Here is a 20105-nt window from a genome sequence, read left to right as displayed (position 1 = left end):
CCAAGTGCGGTCAAATTTAATGATTGTGCTAAGCTTATTGTTCTTTAGCTTACCAAGTTATGCTCAAACACCGATATTACCAGACATAGCACAACCGCTCAGTAGTGGACAAGCTTGGTCATTACCAGTTGAAACACTTGTCTTTTTAACCTTACTTACTTTTATCCCTGCTATATTACTCTTGATGACCAGCTTTACGCGCATCATTATAGTATTAGGACTGCTACGCAACGCGCTTGGCACACAATCGGCGCCGCCTAATCAAGTCATTTTAGGGATAGCGCTTTTTATGACCTTTTTTATTATGTCGCCCGTTATTGACAACATTTATCAAGATGCGTATATCCCCTATTCACAAAACCAAATCACCATGCAAGAAGGTTTAAGCAAAGCAAGCAAGCCATTACAACAATTTATGCTCACCCAAACGCGAGAAAACGACTTAGCACTATTTATTAACATGTCCCACACCAATGACATCCAAACGCGTGACGACATTCCCTTAAAAGTTCTTGTTCCGGCTTTTGTTGTCAGTGAATTAAAAACAGCATTTCAAATTGGCTTTACCATTTTTATTCCCTTTTTAGTGATCGACCTTGTGGTTGCCAGCACACTTATGGCATTAGGTATGATGATGGTACCACCAGCAACCGTATCTCTACCATTTAAATTAATGCTATTTGTATTGGCCGATGGATGGCATCTATTGCTCGGATCGCTAGCGCAAAGCTTTTTTAGTTGAGTCATATCATGTCGCCAGAATACATAAGTACCTTAGCAATACAAGCCATAAAAGTTGCCGCTTCGCTAGCAGGGCCAATACTGCTAGCAGCGTTAGTCACTGGGCTTATTATTAGCTTATTACAAGCAGCAACACAAATAAACGAAATGACATTATCGTTTATACCCAAAATCATCGCAGTAATTGTCGTGTTAATCCTATGGGGGCCAACAATGCTATCGACCATGATTGACTATCTCCAAATTGTCATTACCGATATACCTAACTTAACGCGTTAAAGATAATGGATTTTGACATTAACGTTTTACTTAATATTGACTTCTTTTCTTTTATTCGAGATGGGTTTTTCCCCTTTGTTCGTATTTTAGCGCTCATCATGACCGCTCCCCTCTTGGGCGAAAAAGAAATCCCCAACCGTGTCAAAATTGGTCTAGCATTACTAATTACCATTTTATTGCCATCTTCCCCTCTTGATGACAACATCAAAATCTACTCCTTAATGGGAATTGTGATCATCGCTCAACAAATTATGATCGGCGCAGTGATTGGGTTTACCATGCAGTTGGCATTTATGGCGATGCGGTTTGCAGGTGAATTAATTGGAATGCAAATGGGGCTGGGGATGGCGACCTTTTTTGACCCCATCGGTGGGCCATCGACATCGGTATTATCGCGCCTAATAAACGTTATTGCATTATTGACGTTTTTGCATTTTGATGGCCATTTATGGTTGTTATATGGCATATCAAACAGCTTCGAAATTATTCCCATAGGGCTAATGTCATTACAGGCAAATGGTTATTTGGTAGTGCTTGATGTCAGCAAACTACTATTTATCAACGGCATTATGCTAGCCTTGCCTTTAATGACCTTGTTGTTAATTGTCAATATATCACTAGGGCTACTTAACCGAATGACACCACAGCTATCAATATTTGTTGTAGGCTATCCAGCAACCTTATTATTAGGGTTGCTTATGCTTACTTACTTAATGACAACTCTACCGGCATTTGCCGAGTTTGTTTTTGAACAAATGTTTGAAAGGATTTCGAGCGTGCTGTGGTATTTGAAGGGATGATGTTGATAACGTATTGAATTAAAAGAAAAAGCCAAAAATAAAAACTTCAATAAAATCAATACCTTTCCTGACCGTTTTTTATTGGTAATAAATCACATTAAGTCGTTATGTCTAAAAATACTTATATCAATGCCGATAAATCCACATTGATACAGTATTTAGCTTGTTGTTTTTATTAAGCCTTTTTAACAAAGCAGGCTTTTAGCATAATTTTCATGCCGTCAACTTTACAATCGATTTCGTGATCGCCTTCGACTAAACGGATACCTTTAGCTTTGGCGCCTTTTTTTAGGACAGTTGATGAGCCTTTTAATTTAAGATCTTTGATCAAAATAATATCATCACCATCAGTCAGTAAATTACCGTTACTGTCTTTAACTTGCAATCCATCGTCAGAAGCCGCAACTTCGTTTGGATCCCACTCGTGTGCGCATTCAGGGCAAACATAAAAGGTGCCATCGTGATAAGTATGTTCTGATTGGCAAGCAGGGCAATTAGGTATAGATTCCATGGGTTATTATTCTTCCAAATTAAATAAAATGGCGCTTACTATAGCAAAAAATGCTATTAAGTCATAGCACTCACCGTCAAGTTTCCATTAAACGTTTTTATACACAACCTACACACTAGCATCAAACCCTAAATAAAACTACTCTAGCTTATTTTCAAACATTACATTTAATCAACAGAACTTATTTAATTACCACTATTTAAAGAGCCCAAAAATCGGTCAGGAAAGGTATTGATTTTATTTAAGTTTTTATTTGGTGGTTTTTAGCCAAAAATCACCACCCAAAACTATTCCTCAAAGCACACACACATAAGCTGACTCATCCTTTAACAAAACTTTACAAATTTTTAACAAAAAAGGTAGCGAATTATTACTCACGCGGTTATAATTTAATCGCTTTCAAAGCAAGGGAATGCTCGTTAGTCGAGCAGTTAGTTATAAAAAATATAAATAAAACAAAAATTTACTTGACAGGATGATCGAAATGCATTACCATTTATGGCATCTGGCATCTGGCATCTGGCCTGCCAAACCTACGCCCTAAGTCTTTTTAATTTTCACGGTATTCAAAACCGGACTCAATTCTTATTTTCATCACCGAGGTTATCGTCGTGGTTAAGTTTTTTACTTAGCTTATTTGGTTTTTCTAATTTATCTATTTTACTTAAGTTACCTAGTTTAGTTAGGTTAGTAAATTTACTTAGATTACCTAGATTGTCATTGTTCTTCGCACTGTTGTTATTGTCATATACACAGAGTTCTGTGGCATTAACGGCGCATACATCAAGGGTCATTGAAGGTAGTGGGCCGTATTTAACGTTTGATGGTGGTCGAACAAGGGCTACTTCAACGGATAGTTTATTGTTTATTAAGTTGCAGGATGGCCAAGTTATCACACCGTCTACTAATACATCAAGTGTATCAAATCCAATAGTTTTGCCTTATGTAGGGAGTACTTTGGGTAATATAGAAACATTGGTCCCGTCATCGGCTAGTTCAGTGAGTTTAAGTGATTTGATCACTAGATATAATTATTGGCGTGATGATGATGGAGATGGAGAGAGTACTAATGGTATAAGGGCATCAGGAAGAATCTCGGTGAGATTTAAGGATAAGAATGGTCAAACAGTAAGTCGTCGTGATGCATTAAGTATTTGTAGTGCTCCTTATAGGGTAACATTAAGTAGTACAGATGGATATTTACAAACACAGTACGGGGTTCCAAATAGGACCAGTTTTAGAGGTCAAACAGTGACATATTATATCAATCCGTATGCTAATGTTGGTATTTGTTACGCAAGGCCGAATTTGTACTTTGGTGGTACTGGTGCTACTGTTAATCGTATCCATGACGATTTCAAGTACGCCGGTCCATCGAATATATGGTCTCCTACAAAGGGTTTTTTGACTCAGTCTACAAATCCATTATATTACAATCGAAATTTTCCTACAACGGGTGCAGATGGGTTGTATTTTGATTTGCTCATAGATGGAGTCGATGCAAGTCAGCTGACATGGTCTCCGGTCACTCGTGGTGGAATAACGGCTACAGTGAGAAATGTTATACCTCATGATGAATGGATTCCTAGTATTGATAGAGGAAAAGTTGTCGCACGTGTTAGGTTAAGTGGTCCTAGGGCAAGTAGTAGTCAAATAAGCTCAAGTAGTCCTAGTAGACTTACCGTACCATCTTTGCCACAGATATTTGAGTTGGTGGGTAGGGATAGAAGTGGTAATGAGGTGAAGTATGGATTTGTGTTACAGAAGTGGTTCGTCAATCGGAGGTATCAGGGTTCTCAGTATAACCAATTAAATTGGTGTAGAAGTTTGGGTTATCGTCTTGCTAAGGCTAGGGATTTGACTAACGCGGTGTATACAGGTGCTAGTAGTTGGCCTATTTCTGGCGCTACGCCTAGTTCATCTGGTAATTATTACCGGCGTCACATAGGTGCTGGGTTTTTTACGGAGTGGGGCGCCACGAATTTCTACGTTGATCTGAATATGGTTTTCTTATACTGGACAGGAGACGATTCTTTATCTCAAGGCTTTGATGTCAGCTCATCCGACGGCAACATCGAGGAAATTGTCGCCTACGGCATTTACGGTATGTGCACCACACCCTAGTGTTTAGTCCTTAATCCTTGGGCCGCGGGGGCGGTTATGGTGCCTGAGAGGACAATCTAACAAAGAATAACGCCCCCGCGCAAGTTGGGGCACTTCCCTTAGGGTTGCGCTGTTGCGGCGAAGCCACAATCGCGCCGCCCCGCCGCCGGCGACGCTGAAAGTGTCGATGGCAATCCTAGTGGATAATGCTGTGGCGGTTTAAATTTGTGGTCTATTTATAGTACGGCAAGGTTTCGGACGTTTTGACCTTGGGTGAACAAAATAGCCACAGTGACCACGTCCGAGCAAAGGGAATTAAAGCGAATTCCCTTTGCAATCCCACGCTTTGGCTGCAGAATGTGGCCTACGGCTACGCTACTCGTATCATCCTGATACTCGCCTCTACGAGGCCATCTTCGCTGTGCTCAGATGTTCAAATTTGTTCCAGACAAATTTGTCCGACGCCGCCGCTCGGTCTTAACGCACCGGCTATGATTCGCTCCCGGCGAAGCATAGCCTCGCCAAACATCCCTGTTTGGCGTGCTAACCTCGCTCTGTTGTCGGCACATTCTGACGCCGGAATAGGACAAATAACATAACCATTGTTTTTGGGATGGGTTATTGTGTTTTATAAGGTGATTTTTGTAAAAAATGCCCCGCCAAAACTATTTTACCTATCAATTCCCTTATGCTCTGGCAATAAAGTAGCAAAACCTTTATACTATGCGGTAATTTTTAGTATCTCTAAATTAGTCTTACTAAATCAATCCGTTCTTTAACATCATCAATTGGAAGAAAATTATGCATCCGATGCTTAATATTGCTATTCGCGCTGCTCGTAAAGCAGGCAATGTGGCCATTAAGGCTTATGAAAACCCTAGTTCAATCGAGATTGAAGCCAAAGGCGCTAATGATTTTGCCACTAATGTGGACCGTGCGGCCGAGGCTTTAATTGTGGAAACAATCAAAAAAGCTCATCCTGACCACACTATTATTGCCGAAGAAAGTGGCCTTGTTAAAGGTAATGATGCCGATACACAATGGATAATCGACCCAATTGATGGTACGACCAATTTTATCAAAAATATCCCTCATTTTGCTGTGTCAATCGCGGCGCGAGTTAAAGGTAAAACCGAAATTGCTGTGGTTTATAACCCAATGAGTAATGAGCTGTTTACGGCTGCTCGTGGTAAAGGTGCTCAACTTAATGGTTACCGCATTCGTGTGAGTAATGCCAAAGATTTAGACGGCAGCGTACTGGCAACAGCTTTCCCGTTTAAAGCTAAACAATACAGCGACAGCTATTTTGCCGTTTTGCAAAAGTTGTTTGTTAAGTGTGGCGATTTTCGTCGCGCAGGTTCGGCCGCTTTAGATTTGGCTTATGTTGCCGCAGGTCGTTTAGATGGCTTTTTTGAAATTGGCTTAAAACCATGGGATATCGCTGCTGGTGAGCTGATTTTGCGTGAGGCAGGTGGCGTTATTACCGATTTTGCTGGTGGTAATAATTATATGGTTTCAGGCAATGTTGTGGCTGGTAATCCTAGAATTGTAAAAGATTTATTAGTTTCTACCCAAAACGATTGGCCAGAAAAATTACGTAACTAATTTCCTTTCTTTTTTCACAGGGTTATATAAGCCCTGTGATCACCGCTTTATTTTTGTGCATAACCTTTAATATTCAGTATATACTAACTTTAAACTCGATAAACCATATAGGGTATATATCATGAAAACGGTTCAATATCATTTTATTGTTGAAGATATGAGCTGCGCATCTTGTGTTGGGCGCGTTGAAAAAGCACTCAAAAAAGTCGATGGTGTGATTGATGTTAGCGTTAATCTTGCGACTGAAAAAGCAACGGTTGACGCTGATGAACATGTAAAGCTCGAAACATTGATGTCTGCGGTTGATAAAGCGGGTTATCATGCGGTTAAAATCACTGAGTCAGCAGATAATCAAAAAAAATCGAAAAAACCATCACCTCACTGGACTATTGTCACTGCTGTAATACTGGCTATGCCTTTTGTGCTGCCTATGCTATTAGCGCCGTTTGGGATAAATTGGATGATGCCTGCTTGGTTGCAATGGGGGATTGCATCGGTTGTACAATTTGGCTTGGGGGCTAAATTTTATCGAAGTGGCTTTAGTGCGGTTAAAGCAGGGGCTGGCAATATGGATTTATTGGTTGCCATCGGCACAAGTGCTGCGTATGGATTATCGGTTTATCAGCTGATGACTGGCAATAGTGAACATCTTTATTTTGAATCGTCAGTTATTATTATTACCTTAATCTTGATCGGTAAATGGCTAGAATCAAGCGCTAAACATCAAACCACTCAAGCAATTGCAGCGCTTGGTGCGCTACGGCCTGATGTTGCGTTAGTCAAGCAAGGTGATCAAGAAGTGAGTTTACCCATTAGCCAAGTGAATGTGGGGGATATTGTTATTGTTAAGCCCGGCGAGCGCATTGCGGTTGATGGTATTGTGATTGAAGGCGTATCAAGTAGCGATGAGTCAATGTTAACCGGTGAGAGCTTTCCTGTAAATAAATCCGTTAACGATGTGGTGACTGGTGGCACGATTAATGGTGAAGGCTTACTGCTTGTTAAAACTACAGCTATTCAGGCCGATTCTACGTTATCCAAAATCATTGCAATGGTTGAATCAGCTCAGGCCAAAAAAGCGCCGATTCAACGAATTGTTGATCGCATTAGTGCGATTTTTGTGCCGGTGATTTTAGTGATTGCACTAGTTACGCTATTGGCTTGGGGAATGATATTGCATGATTGGCAGCAAGCATTACTTTATGCCGTTGCGGTGTTAGTGATTGCTTGCCCATGTGCGTTAGGCTTGGCAACACCAACCGCGATTATGGTGGGGACTGGGGTGGCTGCTCGCCATGGTATTTTAATTAAAGATGCCGAAGCGTTAGAAACGTTGCACAATGTTAATACGGTCGCATTTGATAAAACCGGCACTCTCACCATCGGTAAGCCCGAATTGGTTGAAATGGATATTATAGGCAGTGAGACGCCCGATCAAATTTTATCGCTAGCCGCATCATTACAAGCCGGTAGTGAGCATCCACTTGCTAAAGCCATTTTAAGTAAGGCTAAAGAGTATGGTTATGCTCAAAATATTACCTCGGTAGCGGGATCGGGGGTGATGGCAACTGTTGATAATACGCAGTATTATTTAGGTAGCTTGCGATGGATGAAATCATTAAATGCCTATTTTGTTGGCATGGACGATAAGATTAATGAGTTAGCCAGTAAAGGTTACACCATTTCATTTTTAGCTAAGCAGCAATTAGAAGGTAATGTGGTGATATTAGCGCTATTTGGTTTTGCTGATGTAATCAAGCCAGAAGCGAAAACCGCCATTGAAGCGTTGCATCAGTTAAATGTAAAAAACGTTATGTTAACTGGGGATAACCAGAAAGCGGCGAATTACGTTGGGCAGCAGTTAGGCTTGGATAAAGTCATTGCTGAAGTGTTACCGCAAGATAAAGCCAATTATGTTTATCAATTACAAAAAGAAAGTCATGTTGATACCCATCATCGAGTGGCAATGGTGGGGGATGGGATTAATGATGCGCCAGCATTGGCTGCTGCGGATATTGGGATTGCGATGGGCACGGGTACCGATGTGGCTATGCATGCAGCAAGTATTACCCTTATGCGTGGTAATCTGTTTTTAATTGCTGATGCAATCGATATTTCGCGCCGAACCTATAATAAAATCAAACAAAATCTATTTTGGGCATTTTTCTATAATTTGATTGGTATTCCGCTAGCGGCATTCGGGTTTTTAAATCCAATGATAGCTGGTGCCGCTATGGCATTAAGTAGCGTGAGTGTGGTTACTAATGCGTTGTTACTTAAACGTTGGAAAGCAAGATCTTAATCTTGTAGGGTAATCGTTAGGATTTTAATTTTTACACTAAGGCGGCTAATTACCGCCTTTGTTATTTGTGCGTTTGACTGTATAGATAATTAAATTAGGCTAAAACTGATTTGTGTGCCTTTTCCCTGTTCGGTAACAAACACGCCAACCGCGCAAATCAGTTGTTCATTATAGTAAATCAACGGGATTCGGGTACGCATCCACGGTGGCATGTTATGTTCTTGCCATAGCTTTTTTATTGATCGTGAACCATGGCGATTGATAATTTGAAATTGTCCTTGAGCATGAAATCGTACAGTGACTTGTTCATCTGCATGGGGTAAACGGCAAGATAAATCAGTTTGATAATTAGCCTGTAATTGACCAATACTATCAGGAAGAATTAAAGGCAAAGCCAAATCCCAATTAAAAATTTGTTGTTCAATATCTTGATATAACGGTAATAAATAGAGTTGATTTTGATAGCGACGAATTTGCCTGTCATGTAGTATGAATTTAGGATTGGCATCTTCTTTTGCTAGCACAACCGTTTGCCAAATGAGTGCTAATTGTTTTTGGCTTGGCATAGTGATTTGTTGGGATCGTAGCCACATGCGCATTATAGCATTGCGTTTATATTCTGAACACGCCATTAAAGGCGCTAGGTTTAGCTGTCCTTGTTGGCTAACCATTTGTTGAAAATCAGCCAATAATAATTCATTAATTAACGCTTCTTGCTGCTGACATAATTCAGCACTGCGTGCCACCATTTGCGAAAAATGTGGCCAACGTTGATTCAATGTTGGTAAGACCTTTAAGCGTAAAAAATTGCGGTCATAACGATCATCTTGGTTACTTTCATCTTCTATCCAGTTGAGTTGATGCTGATTAGCATAAGCTTCAATTTGTGCGCGTGAAATGGTTAATAAAGGGCGAAGATGTTGCTGATTTTCCTGTGGCATGGCAGCTAACCCCGCTGGACCACTCCCGCGTTTTAATGCTAAAAGGAATGTTTCGCATTGATCATCAAGGTGTTGTGCAGTGCATAAAGTTTCATCATCTGTTAAGTGACGATAGATAGCTTGGTAACGTGCATTTCTGGCTTGTTCTTCGATGTTTCCTGCGCTAGGATCGAGTTTGACTTTTTCAATGATTAGCGGCACTTGCCATGCTTGGCATTGTTTTTGGCAATGCGTTGCCCAGTTATCAGCATTGTTGCTTAAACCATGATGAATATAGATCGCTCTTAGCTTTAAATCAGGTAATAATTGCTGTTTGAGTGCAACTAGTGCATCCATTAATACGGTTGAATCAACACCACCACTATAAGCAACCAGTAGTGCTTTGTGGTGTGTTATTTTATGCATAATTGTTTGTTTGATGCTTTCATCAAACATTGTTTGGTGTGGGTTATTCATCTTCTATTTAATTACACCAAGCTTTGTAATGCATTGGCTTTATTTTTATGTTGTTTGATTCTATCTAAACCAGCAGCAAGATCAGCAATTAAATCATCAGGATCTTCAAGACCTATATGTAGTCGAATAAGCGTTCCTTCAAAGTCTATGCCAGATACAGGTCTAATATTTGCTAGTTCTTCAGGTTGATTGGCTAAAATTAATGATTCAAATCCACCCCATGAATAAGCCATTGAGAAATAAGTTAAGTTATCAAGAAAATCAGACAATTGCACGTCGGTTAATCGATCTTTGAGTATAAATGAAAATAAGCCACTTGCGCCTGAAAAGTCACGTTTAAAAAATTCGTGTCCTTTGCAACTTTCTAATGCTGGGTGATTGACGGTTGCTACTTTTGGGTGACTGGCTAGCCATTTTGCTACTTTTAAACCGCTTTCGTGATGTTGTTTTAATCTTATTGCTAATGTGCGTAAACCACGCGCAGCCATATAGGCGGTGTCCGCATCACACATTTGTCCCATTAAGTAAGAACGTTCGCGCAATGTTTCCCAACAGCGCTCGTTAGCAACCGCGGTGCCTATCATGGCATCAGAATGGCCGATAAGATATTTGGTACCGGCTTGTATTGAGATATCAATATCATGCTCTAACGCTTTAAATAAAATACCCGCGCCCCATGTGTTATCTATCATAATGATGATTTCAGGATTAACACTTCGAATGGCTTTAACAATGGTGGGTATGTCTTGAACTTCCATGGTTATTGAACTTGGCGATTCAAGAAACACGACTTTAGTATTTGGCTTAATGTGATTTGCGATAGAGCGACCAATTAATGGTGAGAAGTAATCAGTTTGAACACCAAAATCTTTTAAAATGTGCTGGCAAAAATCTTGAGTGGGTTCGTAAACGGCTTCTGATACTAAAATATGATCACCCGTTTTTACAAAAGCCAAAATAGCATTAGTAATAGCTGCTGCACCACATGGATAAAGGTAACAACCGGCACCACCTTCAATTTCAACCATCGCATCTTGTAGTGCAAAATGGGTCAATGTGCCGCGGCGACCGTAGAATAATGCGCCATTAGCACGGTTTTTTGTGGCTTCTTTTTTGGTTTCAATAGACTCAAAAACCAGTGATGATGCACGTTGAATAACCGAATTAACCGCACCTTGTGTATAACGCTTTTTGCGTCCTGCGTGAACTAATTTTGTTGGTAATGACATGATGATTCCTTTTGCAATTTTATAAATTTTTATATTTTTATAACAGTTAGAATAGCATGCTGTTAAAATAGTAAAAAATAATTTTTGTGAACGCTTGCTGACCGATGACACTAATAATTCAACTTGCTAATTTGAATCATACCGAAATTGACTTTTCATTATTGCCTCCACAAATTGTTGCTGAAGCTGATAAATTCAATGATGAACGCAAAAAACAGTTTTTAGTGTGTCGCTCAATATTAGCCAATTTGCTTAAGCAGTACTGTCATATTCCAACTTTACCAGCCATGGTCATTGGCGATAATAGTCGCCCTCGTTTTTTAGAACGTCATTTACCTGACTTTAATATTAGTCATAGCCAAGATGCTGTGGCGGTGGCGATTTCATTAACGGGGATGATTGGGCTCGATATTGAAGTGGCACGCCCGCGCAAAAATTATTTAAAGGTGGCTAAAAACTTTTTTGCGGATGATGAATATCAATGGATGCTTAAGCAAGACGATACATTAGCGGCTTTTTGGCAATTATGGACGTTGAAAGAGTCGGCATTAAAACTGTATGCCAAAGGGGTGTGGCAAGTTAAATCGGTTAAAGTTGACTTAAACCAGCAGATGATTATAGCCCCTTTTGGGCAAGACTTTTATTATCAATATCGTCAAGTAGGCGACGTTCATCTTTCTGTGAACAGTAATCAACCGATTTCTAAATTGATTTTGTTATCTTAATATAGCCTTTTGCTATTATCTATTAGGGTAAAATAAATCATTGCTATTTATTAAACTAAATAGATATCTTGGATTATTTTTCTATTGCGTGCGTTTAATTGATATTCCTGTGATAACCAATTGTCAATGGTATCGTAACGTGTTTTAATTGCGTCAAATGCGGCTGTTAAATACTCTTTTTTGGCGGCAAAAATTAATTTGCGGTTTTCAAACTCCTCAGGAGTAATCTTATGTTGGTATTGGCGTAATAGGTTTTCACGATAATCTGACAATAGTTGTTCAGTCAATAAATAATCTTGCATGATAGCTTCTTCACTCACACCTAAAGCAAACAGCGTTAATGCTACGCCAACACCTGTACGATCTTTACCCACTGCACAATGTTGCACTAGCGGTTTACCTTGTGAGTTTAGTAGGATTGATGAAAGTTGTTGGTAAGCTGGATTATTAAATGGGAGTAGTTGATAAAGCTTAACCATAAAATCAAATGGCGCATTTTTTTTAAGTGTTTGGTGGGCACTACCTAGATCGCTTGTTAAACTTGCGGTGACTGTATCGCTCAAAGGGTTAGCAGGTACATTAATATAATGAGTGTTTTGCCATAATTTATCTGGATTTCGGGCAATTTCATCAGGATCGCGATAGTCTAAAATATAATGCAGGTTTAACTCATTAGATAAAAAAGTCTGTTCTTCTGGCGTAATCAGTGAAAATGCACCAGAACGGTATAGCATGCCAGAGCGAATATGACGACCATCGGTTGTTTTGATTCCACCTAAATCGCGAAAATTAATCCCATTTTTTATTTGTACAACGGTTGTCATCATTCACCCTTATTTATTCTTAACTTCGCTTGCTATATTAACATGTTTCTGATTAGAATTAAGCCACAGTTTTGCTTAACTCATGATTAAGGTATTTATTATGTCAACGTTATCTATTTTACTTTCTGATCAATCAGCTCCAACACAATGGGGAAAGGATGCTCTTCTGAGTTTTTCCGATAATATTATTACTATTCACTATAAGTCGGAACATCGCTTAGGTGCAATTCAACGCGCAGGAAGAAAGCTAGATAACCAAGGGATAAGTTCAGTTAAATTAAGTGGTGAAAATTGGGATCTTGAAGCTTGTTGGCATTTTTGGTTAGGTTATCGTAATGCCAAAAAAAGCACGAAGGTCAATTGGCCAAAACTGAATACCAAAGATAAACAAGAACTAAAACATCGTTTGGCAATTATTGATTGGTGTCGTGATATTGTTAATGAGCAAGCCGAAACATTAAGTCCAATTGAGTTAGCAACAAAAGCCGCTAAGTTAATTAGCACTTATTCATCTGATGTGGCTTATAAAATTATTTCAGGTGACGCTCTAAAAGAGCACGATTATATGGGGATTTATACGGTAGGTAAGGGGTCAGATAGGCCAGCGGCATTACTTGAGCTTGATTATAATCCCACTCAAGACCCTAACGCACCTATTATCGCTTGTTTAGTTGGTAAGGGAATTACATTTGATTCGGGTGGTTATAGCTTAAAACCAAGTAGCTTTATGGAGTCAATGCGTTCTGATATGGGTGGGGCTGCACTAGTTACAGGTGCTTTAGCATTGGCTATTGCACGAGGGATAACTCATCGTATTAAACTTTATTTATGTTGCGCAGATAATTTAGTGAGCGGCAATGCCTTTAAACTTGGTGATATTATTCGTTATCGTAATGGCAAAACGGTTGAAGTTGATAATACCGATGCCGAAGGACGCCTTGTTTTAGCTGATGGTTTAATTTGTGCCGATAATGACAAACCCCATTATATTATTGACTGCGCAACGCTCACTGGTGCTGCTAAAATTGCAGTGGGGAACGATTACCAATCCTTGCTCTCATTTGATGATAACTTTGCTCACCAATTGCTAGCGAGTAGCGATTTGGAACATGAAGCTTTTTGGCGATTACCATTGGCTGAATTTCATCGTACTCAGTTTCCATCGTCATTTGCTGATATGGCAAATTCAGGATTACCTAATACCGCAGGGGCAAGTACTGCAGCGGCTTTCTTATCACATTTTATTAAAAACTATCAACAAAACTGGTTACATATTGATTGCTCTGCAACATTCCGCAAAAGTGCGACCGCTTTATGGGCAACGGGTGCAACAGGCGTTGGGGTTAGAACAATTGCTAATTTACTTAGCAAACTTAAATAAGACCGAAAAAAAACCACTTGAAAAAGTGGTTTTTTTATTTCTATATTATCAATTAGTTAATTGCTTTCAATAACAGTCGCTTTTTTAATGTAAATTGGCTCAACGGGTACATTTTTATGTGGTCCGACGCGTTTAGTTGGCGCATTAACAATTTTGTCAACGACTTCCATTCCTTTAATTACTTTACCAAATACAGCATAACCATATTGCTCTGGAGATTGGTAATTAAGAAAGTCATTGTTAACGACATTGATAAAGAATTGGCTAGTTGCACTATTTACTTCACTGGTTCTTGCCATTGCAATGGTGCCGCGATCATTTTTTAAGCCGTTATCTGCTTCATTTTTGATGGGTGGATTATTATCTTTGAACTGTAGTTGATCATCAGCGCCACCACCTTGAATCATAAATCCAGGAATGACCCGATGGAAAGTTAAATTCTCATAAAATCCACTATTAACGTAATCAAGAAAATTTTTAGTGGTAATTGGGGCATGTTCGCTATCTAGTTCAATTTCAATATCGCCCATGCTAGTTTGTAATAACACCTTAGTGTCTGCTAACGCAACAGTAGAAAGCAAAGTTAGTAATATTGTAATAAATAATAGTTTGATTTTTTTCATATATTAATTCCTTGAATCTAGGCGTGGGGCTGATTATACCGAATATTTAATTATTTTGAATAATTATTATGAAAAATCTGATAATTTTTTGGGTTGTAGATCGTAGAAGTATTTAATTGTATGCAGTTACAAGATTAGTTTGCTCTATTATATTTGTCTTTCTTGATAAGAAAAACAAAAGTCAGTGGTTTATAAAAAATGTTTTTTTATGACTTCAGTTTTTATATTGAAACGTCATATTACCTAAAATTCTTTTTACAAATAAGTATGTGATACTATGCGATGCATTTTATGTGATATGCCTTTATCTTTGCCTCATCATGGTATTTGTAGTCAATGCGTTAAAAATCTACCTAAATTTAATAAGGTCTGTCATCAGTGCTGTTTGCCGCATTCTTTATCAACTGATATATGTTATCGTTGCCGTGTAAAAAAACCGTACTGGGATGAGCTTATTGCCGTTTCTGAATATATTAATCCGCTGAAAAAGTTGATTCATCATTTAAAATTTTATAACAAAATTGAACTAAATACGGCATTAGCAAGATTAATGTTTTTGGCTTGGTATCAACGGCGAGAAATGGATGCTTTAATTAAACCTGATTTGGTCACTTGTGTGCCGTTACATCATATTCGTTATTGGTCGCGTGGTTTTAATCAATCTGAGTTATTAGCCAAGCCTATTGCTAGATGGTTAAATCGTGACTTTGATCCTCATTTGTTGTCTCGAAAGAAAAGTGGGCTAGACCAAAAAAATCTGACTCTTACCGAACGAATCGCTAATGTCGAAACGCTTTTTATGTGCCACCAAGATCTTTCAAATAAATCGGTGATGCTTATTGATGATATTGTTACAACGGGTAATACAATTAATGTCATTAGCCAGCAACTGAAAAAATGCGGTGCAATACGAGTTTATGTCCTTTGTTTATGCCGTACAGTATTGTAAAATCCTAAACACCCTCTATAATAACCAAGAAAGTTAGTCAACTATTATTATAAATGATGTTAGGTCTGTTTATTGCCTAATTACATTGAAGTGAGGGGTTATGTCTATTATCACTATTTCTGAATCAGCTCAACAGCACTTTAAAAAATTGCTTGCTAATCAACCCGATGGAACTCAAATTCGGGTATTTGTTATTAACCCCGGTACGCCAAGCGCAGAATGTGGTGTTTCGTATTGTCCGGCTGATACAGTAGAAGATGGCGATATAGAAGAAAAATATGCTGATTTTTCAGTTTATATCGATGAAATTAGTGCGCCATTTTTAGAAGAGACCGTTATCGATTATGTGACGGATGAATTAGGTTCGCAATTAACATTAAAAGCACCAAATTCAAAAATGAAAAAAGTGGCAGATGATGCACCACTCATTGAGCGTGTTAATTATGCAATTCAAGCACAGGTTAACCCACAATTAGCTAGCCACGGTGGGCATGTGAGTTTAGTTGAGTTGACCGAAGATAATTACGTTATATTACAATTTGGTGGTGGTTGTAATGGTTGTTCAATGGTCGATTATACTTTGAAAGAAGGTATTGAAAAACAATTAATGGCAGAGTTTCCTGAACTGGCTGGTGTAAAAGATATCACTGAACATCAAGCAGGAGCGCATTCTTTTTGTTAGAAATAGCTGGAAATAATTTTTATTTAAACCTTGCTTATTACTAAGATTAAGTCATAATCGATAAACGTTTGCCATTTGATATTGTGATGGAGTTTTATGAATCAAGTTAGTATTATTTCAGATCTTATCGTTTGGATTGAAAAAAATTTGGAACAGCCATTATCTATTGATCATGTTGCACAAAAATCAGGCTATTCTAAGTGGCATTTACAACGTATGTTTAAAGATGTAACCGGTCAAGTTCTTGGTACTTATATTCGCCATCGTCGTTTAACTTATGCCGCACTTGCTTTGCGTATGACAAGTAAACCAATTTTAGATATTGCGATGCAATATCGTTTTGATTCCCAGCAAACTTTTACCCGATCTTTTAAAAAACAATTCAATGAAACTCCAGCAAGTTACCGTCGGGGGGAATTTTGGGATCCTACAGGGTTAACACCGGCTATTGAGCTTAATAAAAACCGGCTTTCATTGCCCGAGCCAAAGTTTGTGAATATGCCTCAAAAAACTTTTTGGGGCATTACCTTTAAGAATAATTGTAATTTGAGTCAATTATTAGATGAAGAAAATAAACTAAGAACGCAATTTTTTTATAATTATATATCTCGTTGTAACCATAAGTGTGAAAATCTACCCGACAAAATTTATGCTTTTAGCCGTATATTGAAAAGCAAAGATAATGCTAATGAACAAGAGCTTCTTTATACTATCGCTTTAGATCATAATAATAATCTTGAAAATATTGAACAGGTTGTAAGTGAAGGGGGATTGTATCTTTGTTTTAAATATATTGGCTCTCCTGATGAGTTTTGTGATTTTATTTCGCAAGTGCATTTAGCCGCTATGCCAGCTTTAAAAGTACGTTTGCGTAGCTCTAGTTGTGTAATTGAAATTCATCATAACCATCATGATGGTACCGCTGAGTCGGTTAAGGATATCACACATATGGAGTGTGATTATTGTGTGCCGGTTGTGGCTGAAAGTGATGTCAATATCCAATCAAATTCATCGTTATAACGAAATATACCAATTTGTTGATAGATATTGACTGGTTTATTTAAATTTATGATTTTAATAAAATATTTTCTAACCATTTTTTGAATTCAGGCGTCGCTTCTTTAAGGCTATTAGATCCTCTAGTGACTGTTGCAATACCAATTTTCAATTGCTCTTTAAGTTGTCGCTGATTGATTGAACCATCAAGTAGTGAATGTACAATTTTTACACGAGTAATTAAAGCATCGCGCTCATCAGCGGTCATTAATAGTTTCAATATATCAAGTGAATAGCCATCGTTAAATGCTTGGTGTAATATTTCAACTGTTTGTTTCCATTCGTTAGTTTTCATTAGAATCACCATTAATATTGTTTATTAAATTCATTTGAAGTAAGAATACTGACATTTTTTTGCCCTAAAATTATTTGATAAATATAGTCATATACCAATACATTTTTGACATAATTACGCGTTTCAGTAAACGGTATACTATCAATAAATGCGATAGCATCAAGTTTTCCGTCACTCGCTTTTAACCAGCGTTTAACGTTATTTGGACCTGCATTATAAGCTGCTGAAGATAATATACGATTATTATCGTTTTGCAGATACACAGTGTTTAGATAGGAAGTACCTAGCTGTATATTCGTTTGAGGGTCAAACAATTGTGCAGATGAAACATAAGTGACTGAATTAACTTTTTTTGCTGTTTCTTTGGCTGTAGCCGGCATTAATTGCATTAATCCTCGAGCACCTGCAGGTGATTTGACGGTAGTATCAAGTGCACTTTCTTGACGAGAAATAGCTAAAGCATAGGATAATGCGATCGCTTTATCTTTTAATGCGTTGTTATATAAGTCTTTGTACATAATTGGTAAACGTTCACTCCAATTATTCCAAAGCTTGCCAACAATAGTTGCTTGAATACTAAGATCACCCCAGCCTTTTTGTAAGGCATATTGAGCTAATGCTAAATATTCATTTTTGTTGGTTTGCTTATTTAACATATATCGCCATTCGTTGCTTGATTCTGACACCATACCAAAATAATATAATTCGTTAATTCTTTTTACATAGGGTTGATTATCATATTTAGACTTTAGTGTTGATATTTCAGATGGTGTAATCTTTTCAGATTGGTTGTTGAGCGAATAAGGCTGGTTAAGTGTTTGTGCACTTATCATGCCATAAAATCCACGTTTAGTTGTTAGTGTTTGTAAAATTTGGTTAGCTTCATTTTTTTGATTTTTATTGAGTAATACTCGAGCTTGCCAATATTGCCACTCTTCTTTTAATTGATCTTCTGGCGATAATTGTGCTATCCAATAAGCAATATCAGTAAAGTTATAGTTATCGATAGCAAGTCGAATACGCTTTTCGACTAATGTTGTATCATGATATTTGGCAATATAGTTATCACGCCATTTAATTTGTTCATCAGTTGCAGAATCATTAAAGTAACTGTTAGCCAAACTTTTTTGTAATGTAACTTGCTCCACTTCATTTAAAGCCTGCTGTTTAACCAATTTTGGCAATAGTGATGCAGCTAAATTCATATCTGCTTTTACTAAGCGAGGAAATGATGCTAAGACAATCTTTTTAGTGAAAGGGCTAGCTTTAATATTTTTTGAAAAACTTTCTAATTTTTTAGGATTATCAAGTACAGCTAGTAAATTACTTTTGATTGTTTTGTAGTTGTCATCAAGTAAGTTAGCTAGATGTCTGGCTAATTTTAAATTATTTGCTTCAATAGCTAGTTCAATACGTGATAGTACTAAATTGGCTGTTAGCTTACCTACTTGATCCCATGCATCAAGTAATGGATCGCACGCAGAAGGAAGTTCTTTGCTGGTCATCCAAAGTGATTCAATAGCGCTAAATGCCGCTTCGTTATTTCCTTGCTGTAGTAATGCATATTGATAGCGACAATTAGAGAGTGTGGAGTTATCTTTGGGAAACGAAATGATTGCATTCCAATCTTGACGATTACTTAATTCCGTTAGATAAGATTGTGTTAGTGAAGCCGTTAGCGGAAAATCACTGTATTGGTTGACAAAATCACTTACCATTTGTGGTGAAACTAATCTAATATTATTCTGAAAAAACTGCATGGCAGCATAAGGGTATAAAGGATAATCTTTTATGGTAGTAAGCAATGTTTGCTGTTCTTCAAAAGTCAGTGATTGATAAGAATTAAGCCATTTTTGATAATGTTCTCGTAAAGCCTTTTGAGAATCAGTGGCGTAAGTGTTACTGGTGAACAGTAGGCCTATTATTAAAAAATAATGTAAAACTAATTTCATCCTTTAATCCTTATCAGAACTCATTTTATTAGATTAGCATATTAAGCTATGATTCGTCGATGATGAACTACAGCCTAATTCCTACTAAAACACTCAACTAAATACTTGACTAAATTAAAAGGATATATACAATAAGTATTAATAAATATAGGGGAATAATCAATGAAACTGACATCTAAAGGACGATATGCGGTGACGGCAATGCTTGATGTTGCTCTGCACGCTGATTCAGGACCGGTATCACTTGCTGATATTTCAGAGCGTCAAGAAATTTCACTTTCTTATCTGGAACAATTGTTTGCTCGATTACGAAAAAATGGTTTGGTTCTAAGTGTCAGAGGTCCAGGCGGAGGTTATATTCTGAGTCGTTCTATGGATCAAATTGCTATTAGTTCAATTGTTAAAGCTGTCGATGAGACAGTCCATGCAACGAAATGTCATGGGCAAGATGGATGCCAAGGCGGTGTTAGGTGTTTAACTCATACACTATGGAATGATTTAAGTGAACGAATTGAGGACTTTTTAACGAGCATTACATTGAGTGAACTGGTCAATAATAAAGAAGTTAAAGCCGTAGCTAGTCGACAAAGTAATATACAACACCTTCAAATTAATTAATAAAATACAATATACAATACAGAATTTGTCATT

The 20105-nt window shown here is 37.8% G+C and carries 19 protein-coding genes; 12 read left to right on the top strand and 7 right to left on the bottom strand.

Going from position 1 to position 20105, the window contains the following annotated elements; translation table 11 throughout:
- The first annotated feature begins 19 nt into the window (after positions 1-19).
- Genes fliP through fliR form a run of 3 tightly spaced genes read left to right on the top strand, consistent with a single transcriptional unit; the run spans position 20 to position 1820 of the window.
- Positions 20-742 carry a flagellar type III secretion system pore protein FliP gene (fliP, locus tag GYX25_RS07630; protein ID WP_180214364.1) on the top strand — a complete coding sequence of 241 codons (723 nt, stop codon included), beginning with the start codon at positions 20-22 and terminating at the stop codon, positions 740-742.
- Positions 743-750: 8 nt separating this feature from the next.
- Entirely contained in the window at positions 751-1020 is a 270-nt protein-coding gene (gene fliQ / locus GYX25_RS07625; protein ID WP_091347846.1) for a flagellar biosynthesis protein FliQ, read from the top strand.
- A 5-nt stretch (positions 1021-1025) separates the two neighbouring features.
- Positions 1026-1820 carry a flagellar biosynthetic protein FliR gene (gene fliR / locus GYX25_RS07620; RefSeq protein WP_174787094.1) on the top strand — a complete coding sequence of 265 codons (795 nt, stop codon included), beginning with the start codon at positions 1026-1028 and terminating at the stop codon, positions 1818-1820.
- A gap of 175 nt (positions 1821-1995) precedes the next feature.
- Here fliR and GYX25_RS07615 read toward each other — a convergent pair whose 3' ends face one another.
- Positions 1996-2331 carry a zinc ribbon domain-containing protein YjdM gene (locus tag GYX25_RS07615; protein ID WP_091347840.1) on the bottom strand — a complete coding sequence of 112 codons (336 nt, stop codon included), beginning with the start codon at positions 2329-2331 and terminating at the stop codon, positions 1996-1998.
- Positions 2332-2829: 498 nt separating this feature from the next.
- Here GYX25_RS07615 and GYX25_RS07610 point away from each other — a divergent pair, with 498 nt between their 5' ends.
- The 3 genes from GYX25_RS07610 to GYX25_RS07600 all read left to right on the top strand — a co-directional run bounded on the left by GYX25_RS07610 (position 2830) and on the right by GYX25_RS07600 (position 8341).
- Positions 2830-4455: a hypothetical protein gene (locus GYX25_RS07610; RefSeq protein WP_174787093.1), complete on the top strand. Its 1626-nt coding sequence runs from the start codon at positions 2830-2832 to the stop codon at positions 4453-4455.
- Between the two features lie 780 nt (positions 4456-5235).
- Positions 5236-6039 carry an inositol-1-monophosphatase gene (suhB, locus tag GYX25_RS07605; RefSeq protein WP_174787092.1) on the top strand — a complete coding sequence of 268 codons (804 nt, stop codon included), beginning with the start codon at positions 5236-5238 and terminating at the stop codon, positions 6037-6039.
- Between the two features lie 121 nt (positions 6040-6160).
- Positions 6161-8341 carry a heavy metal translocating P-type ATPase gene (locus tag GYX25_RS07600; protein WP_174787091.1) on the top strand — a complete coding sequence of 727 codons (2181 nt, stop codon included), beginning with the start codon at positions 6161-6163 and terminating at the stop codon, positions 8339-8341.
- A gap of 89 nt (positions 8342-8430) precedes the next feature.
- On the opposite strand, the gene tilS is transcribed toward GYX25_RS07600, so the two are convergent.
- Together tilS and metC are read right to left on the bottom strand one after the other, a co-directional pair.
- The gene (tilS, locus tag GYX25_RS07595) at positions 8431-9717 is read right to left on the bottom strand and encodes a tRNA lysidine(34) synthetase TilS (protein WP_174787158.1); all 1287 of its coding nucleotides are present in this window, start codon (positions 9715-9717) and stop codon (positions 8431-8433) included.
- Positions 9718-9749: 32 nt separating this feature from the next.
- Complete coding sequence (gene metC / locus GYX25_RS07590; RefSeq protein ID WP_174787090.1) at positions 9750-10967, bottom strand: cystathionine beta-lyase; 1218 nt, start codon at positions 10965-10967, stop codon at positions 9750-9752.
- 104 nt (positions 10968-11071) lie between these two features.
- Here metC and GYX25_RS07585 point away from each other — a divergent pair, with 104 nt between their 5' ends.
- Complete coding sequence (locus GYX25_RS07585) at positions 11072-11692, top strand: 4'-phosphopantetheinyl transferase family protein (RefSeq protein ID WP_091347829.1); 621 nt, start codon at positions 11072-11074, stop codon at positions 11690-11692.
- Between the two features lie 50 nt (positions 11693-11742).
- Here the strand turns inward: GYX25_RS07585 and GYX25_RS07580 are convergent, their stop codons facing one another.
- The gene (locus GYX25_RS07580; protein ID WP_167349308.1) at positions 11743-12516 is read right to left on the bottom strand and encodes a tyrosine-protein phosphatase; all 774 of its coding nucleotides are present in this window, start codon (positions 12514-12516) and stop codon (positions 11743-11745) included.
- Between the two features lie 100 nt (positions 12517-12616).
- Here GYX25_RS07580 and pepB point away from each other — a divergent pair, with 100 nt between their 5' ends.
- Entirely contained in the window at positions 12617-13897 is a 1281-nt protein-coding gene (pepB, locus tag GYX25_RS07575) for an aminopeptidase PepB (protein WP_174787089.1), read from the top strand.
- A 56-nt stretch (positions 13898-13953) separates the two neighbouring features.
- Here the strand turns inward: pepB and GYX25_RS07570 are convergent, their stop codons facing one another.
- Positions 13954-14520, bottom strand: coding sequence for a peptidylprolyl isomerase (locus GYX25_RS07570; protein ID WP_091347819.1), 567 nt, complete (start codon positions 14518-14520; stop codon positions 13954-13956).
- A gap of 277 nt (positions 14521-14797) precedes the next feature.
- On the opposite strand from GYX25_RS07570, the gene GYX25_RS07565 reads away from it, so the two are divergent.
- The 3 genes from GYX25_RS07565 (at position 14798) to robA (ending at position 17171) form a co-directional block, all read left to right on the top strand.
- Positions 14798-15469, top strand: coding sequence for a phosphoribosyltransferase family protein (locus tag GYX25_RS07565; protein WP_174787088.1), 672 nt, complete (start codon positions 14798-14800; stop codon positions 15467-15469).
- 100 nt (positions 15470-15569) lie between these two features.
- Positions 15570-16151, top strand: coding sequence for a Fe-S biogenesis protein NfuA (nfuA, locus tag GYX25_RS07560; RefSeq protein ID WP_180214359.1), 582 nt, complete (start codon positions 15570-15572; stop codon positions 16149-16151).
- A 96-nt stretch (positions 16152-16247) separates the two neighbouring features.
- The gene (robA, locus tag GYX25_RS07555; protein WP_091347812.1) at positions 16248-17171 is read left to right on the top strand and encodes an MDR efflux pump AcrAB transcriptional activator RobA; all 924 of its coding nucleotides are present in this window, start codon (positions 16248-16250) and stop codon (positions 17169-17171) included.
- A gap of 46 nt (positions 17172-17217) precedes the next feature.
- On the opposite strand, the gene trpR is transcribed toward robA, so the two are convergent.
- Positions 17218-17502: a trp operon repressor gene (gene trpR, locus GYX25_RS07550; RefSeq protein WP_202112706.1), complete on the bottom strand. Its 285-nt coding sequence runs from the start codon at positions 17500-17502 to the stop codon at positions 17218-17220.
- 11 nt (positions 17503-17513) lie between these two features.
- On the bottom strand, positions 17514-19454 hold the full coding sequence (gene sltY / locus GYX25_RS07545) for a murein transglycosylase (RefSeq protein WP_174787087.1): 1941 nt from the start codon (positions 19452-19454) through the stop codon (positions 17514-17516).
- A 162-nt stretch (positions 19455-19616) separates the two neighbouring features.
- Between sltY and iscR the strand changes: the two genes are divergently transcribed.
- Positions 19617-20072: a Fe-S cluster assembly transcriptional regulator IscR gene (gene iscR, locus GYX25_RS07540; RefSeq protein ID WP_091347802.1), complete on the top strand. Its 456-nt coding sequence runs from the start codon at positions 19617-19619 to the stop codon at positions 20070-20072.
- Positions 20073-20105: the final 33 nt, after the last annotated feature.

The sequence above is a fragment of the Gilliamella sp. ESL0254 genome, from assembly GCF_013344985.1.
Taxonomy (GTDB): domain Bacteria; phylum Pseudomonadota; class Gammaproteobacteria; order Enterobacterales; family Orbaceae; genus Gilliamella; species Gilliamella bombicola.
Note: the sequence above shows the minus strand (reverse complement) of the source record. Positions and strands in the feature narration are given on the sequence as shown.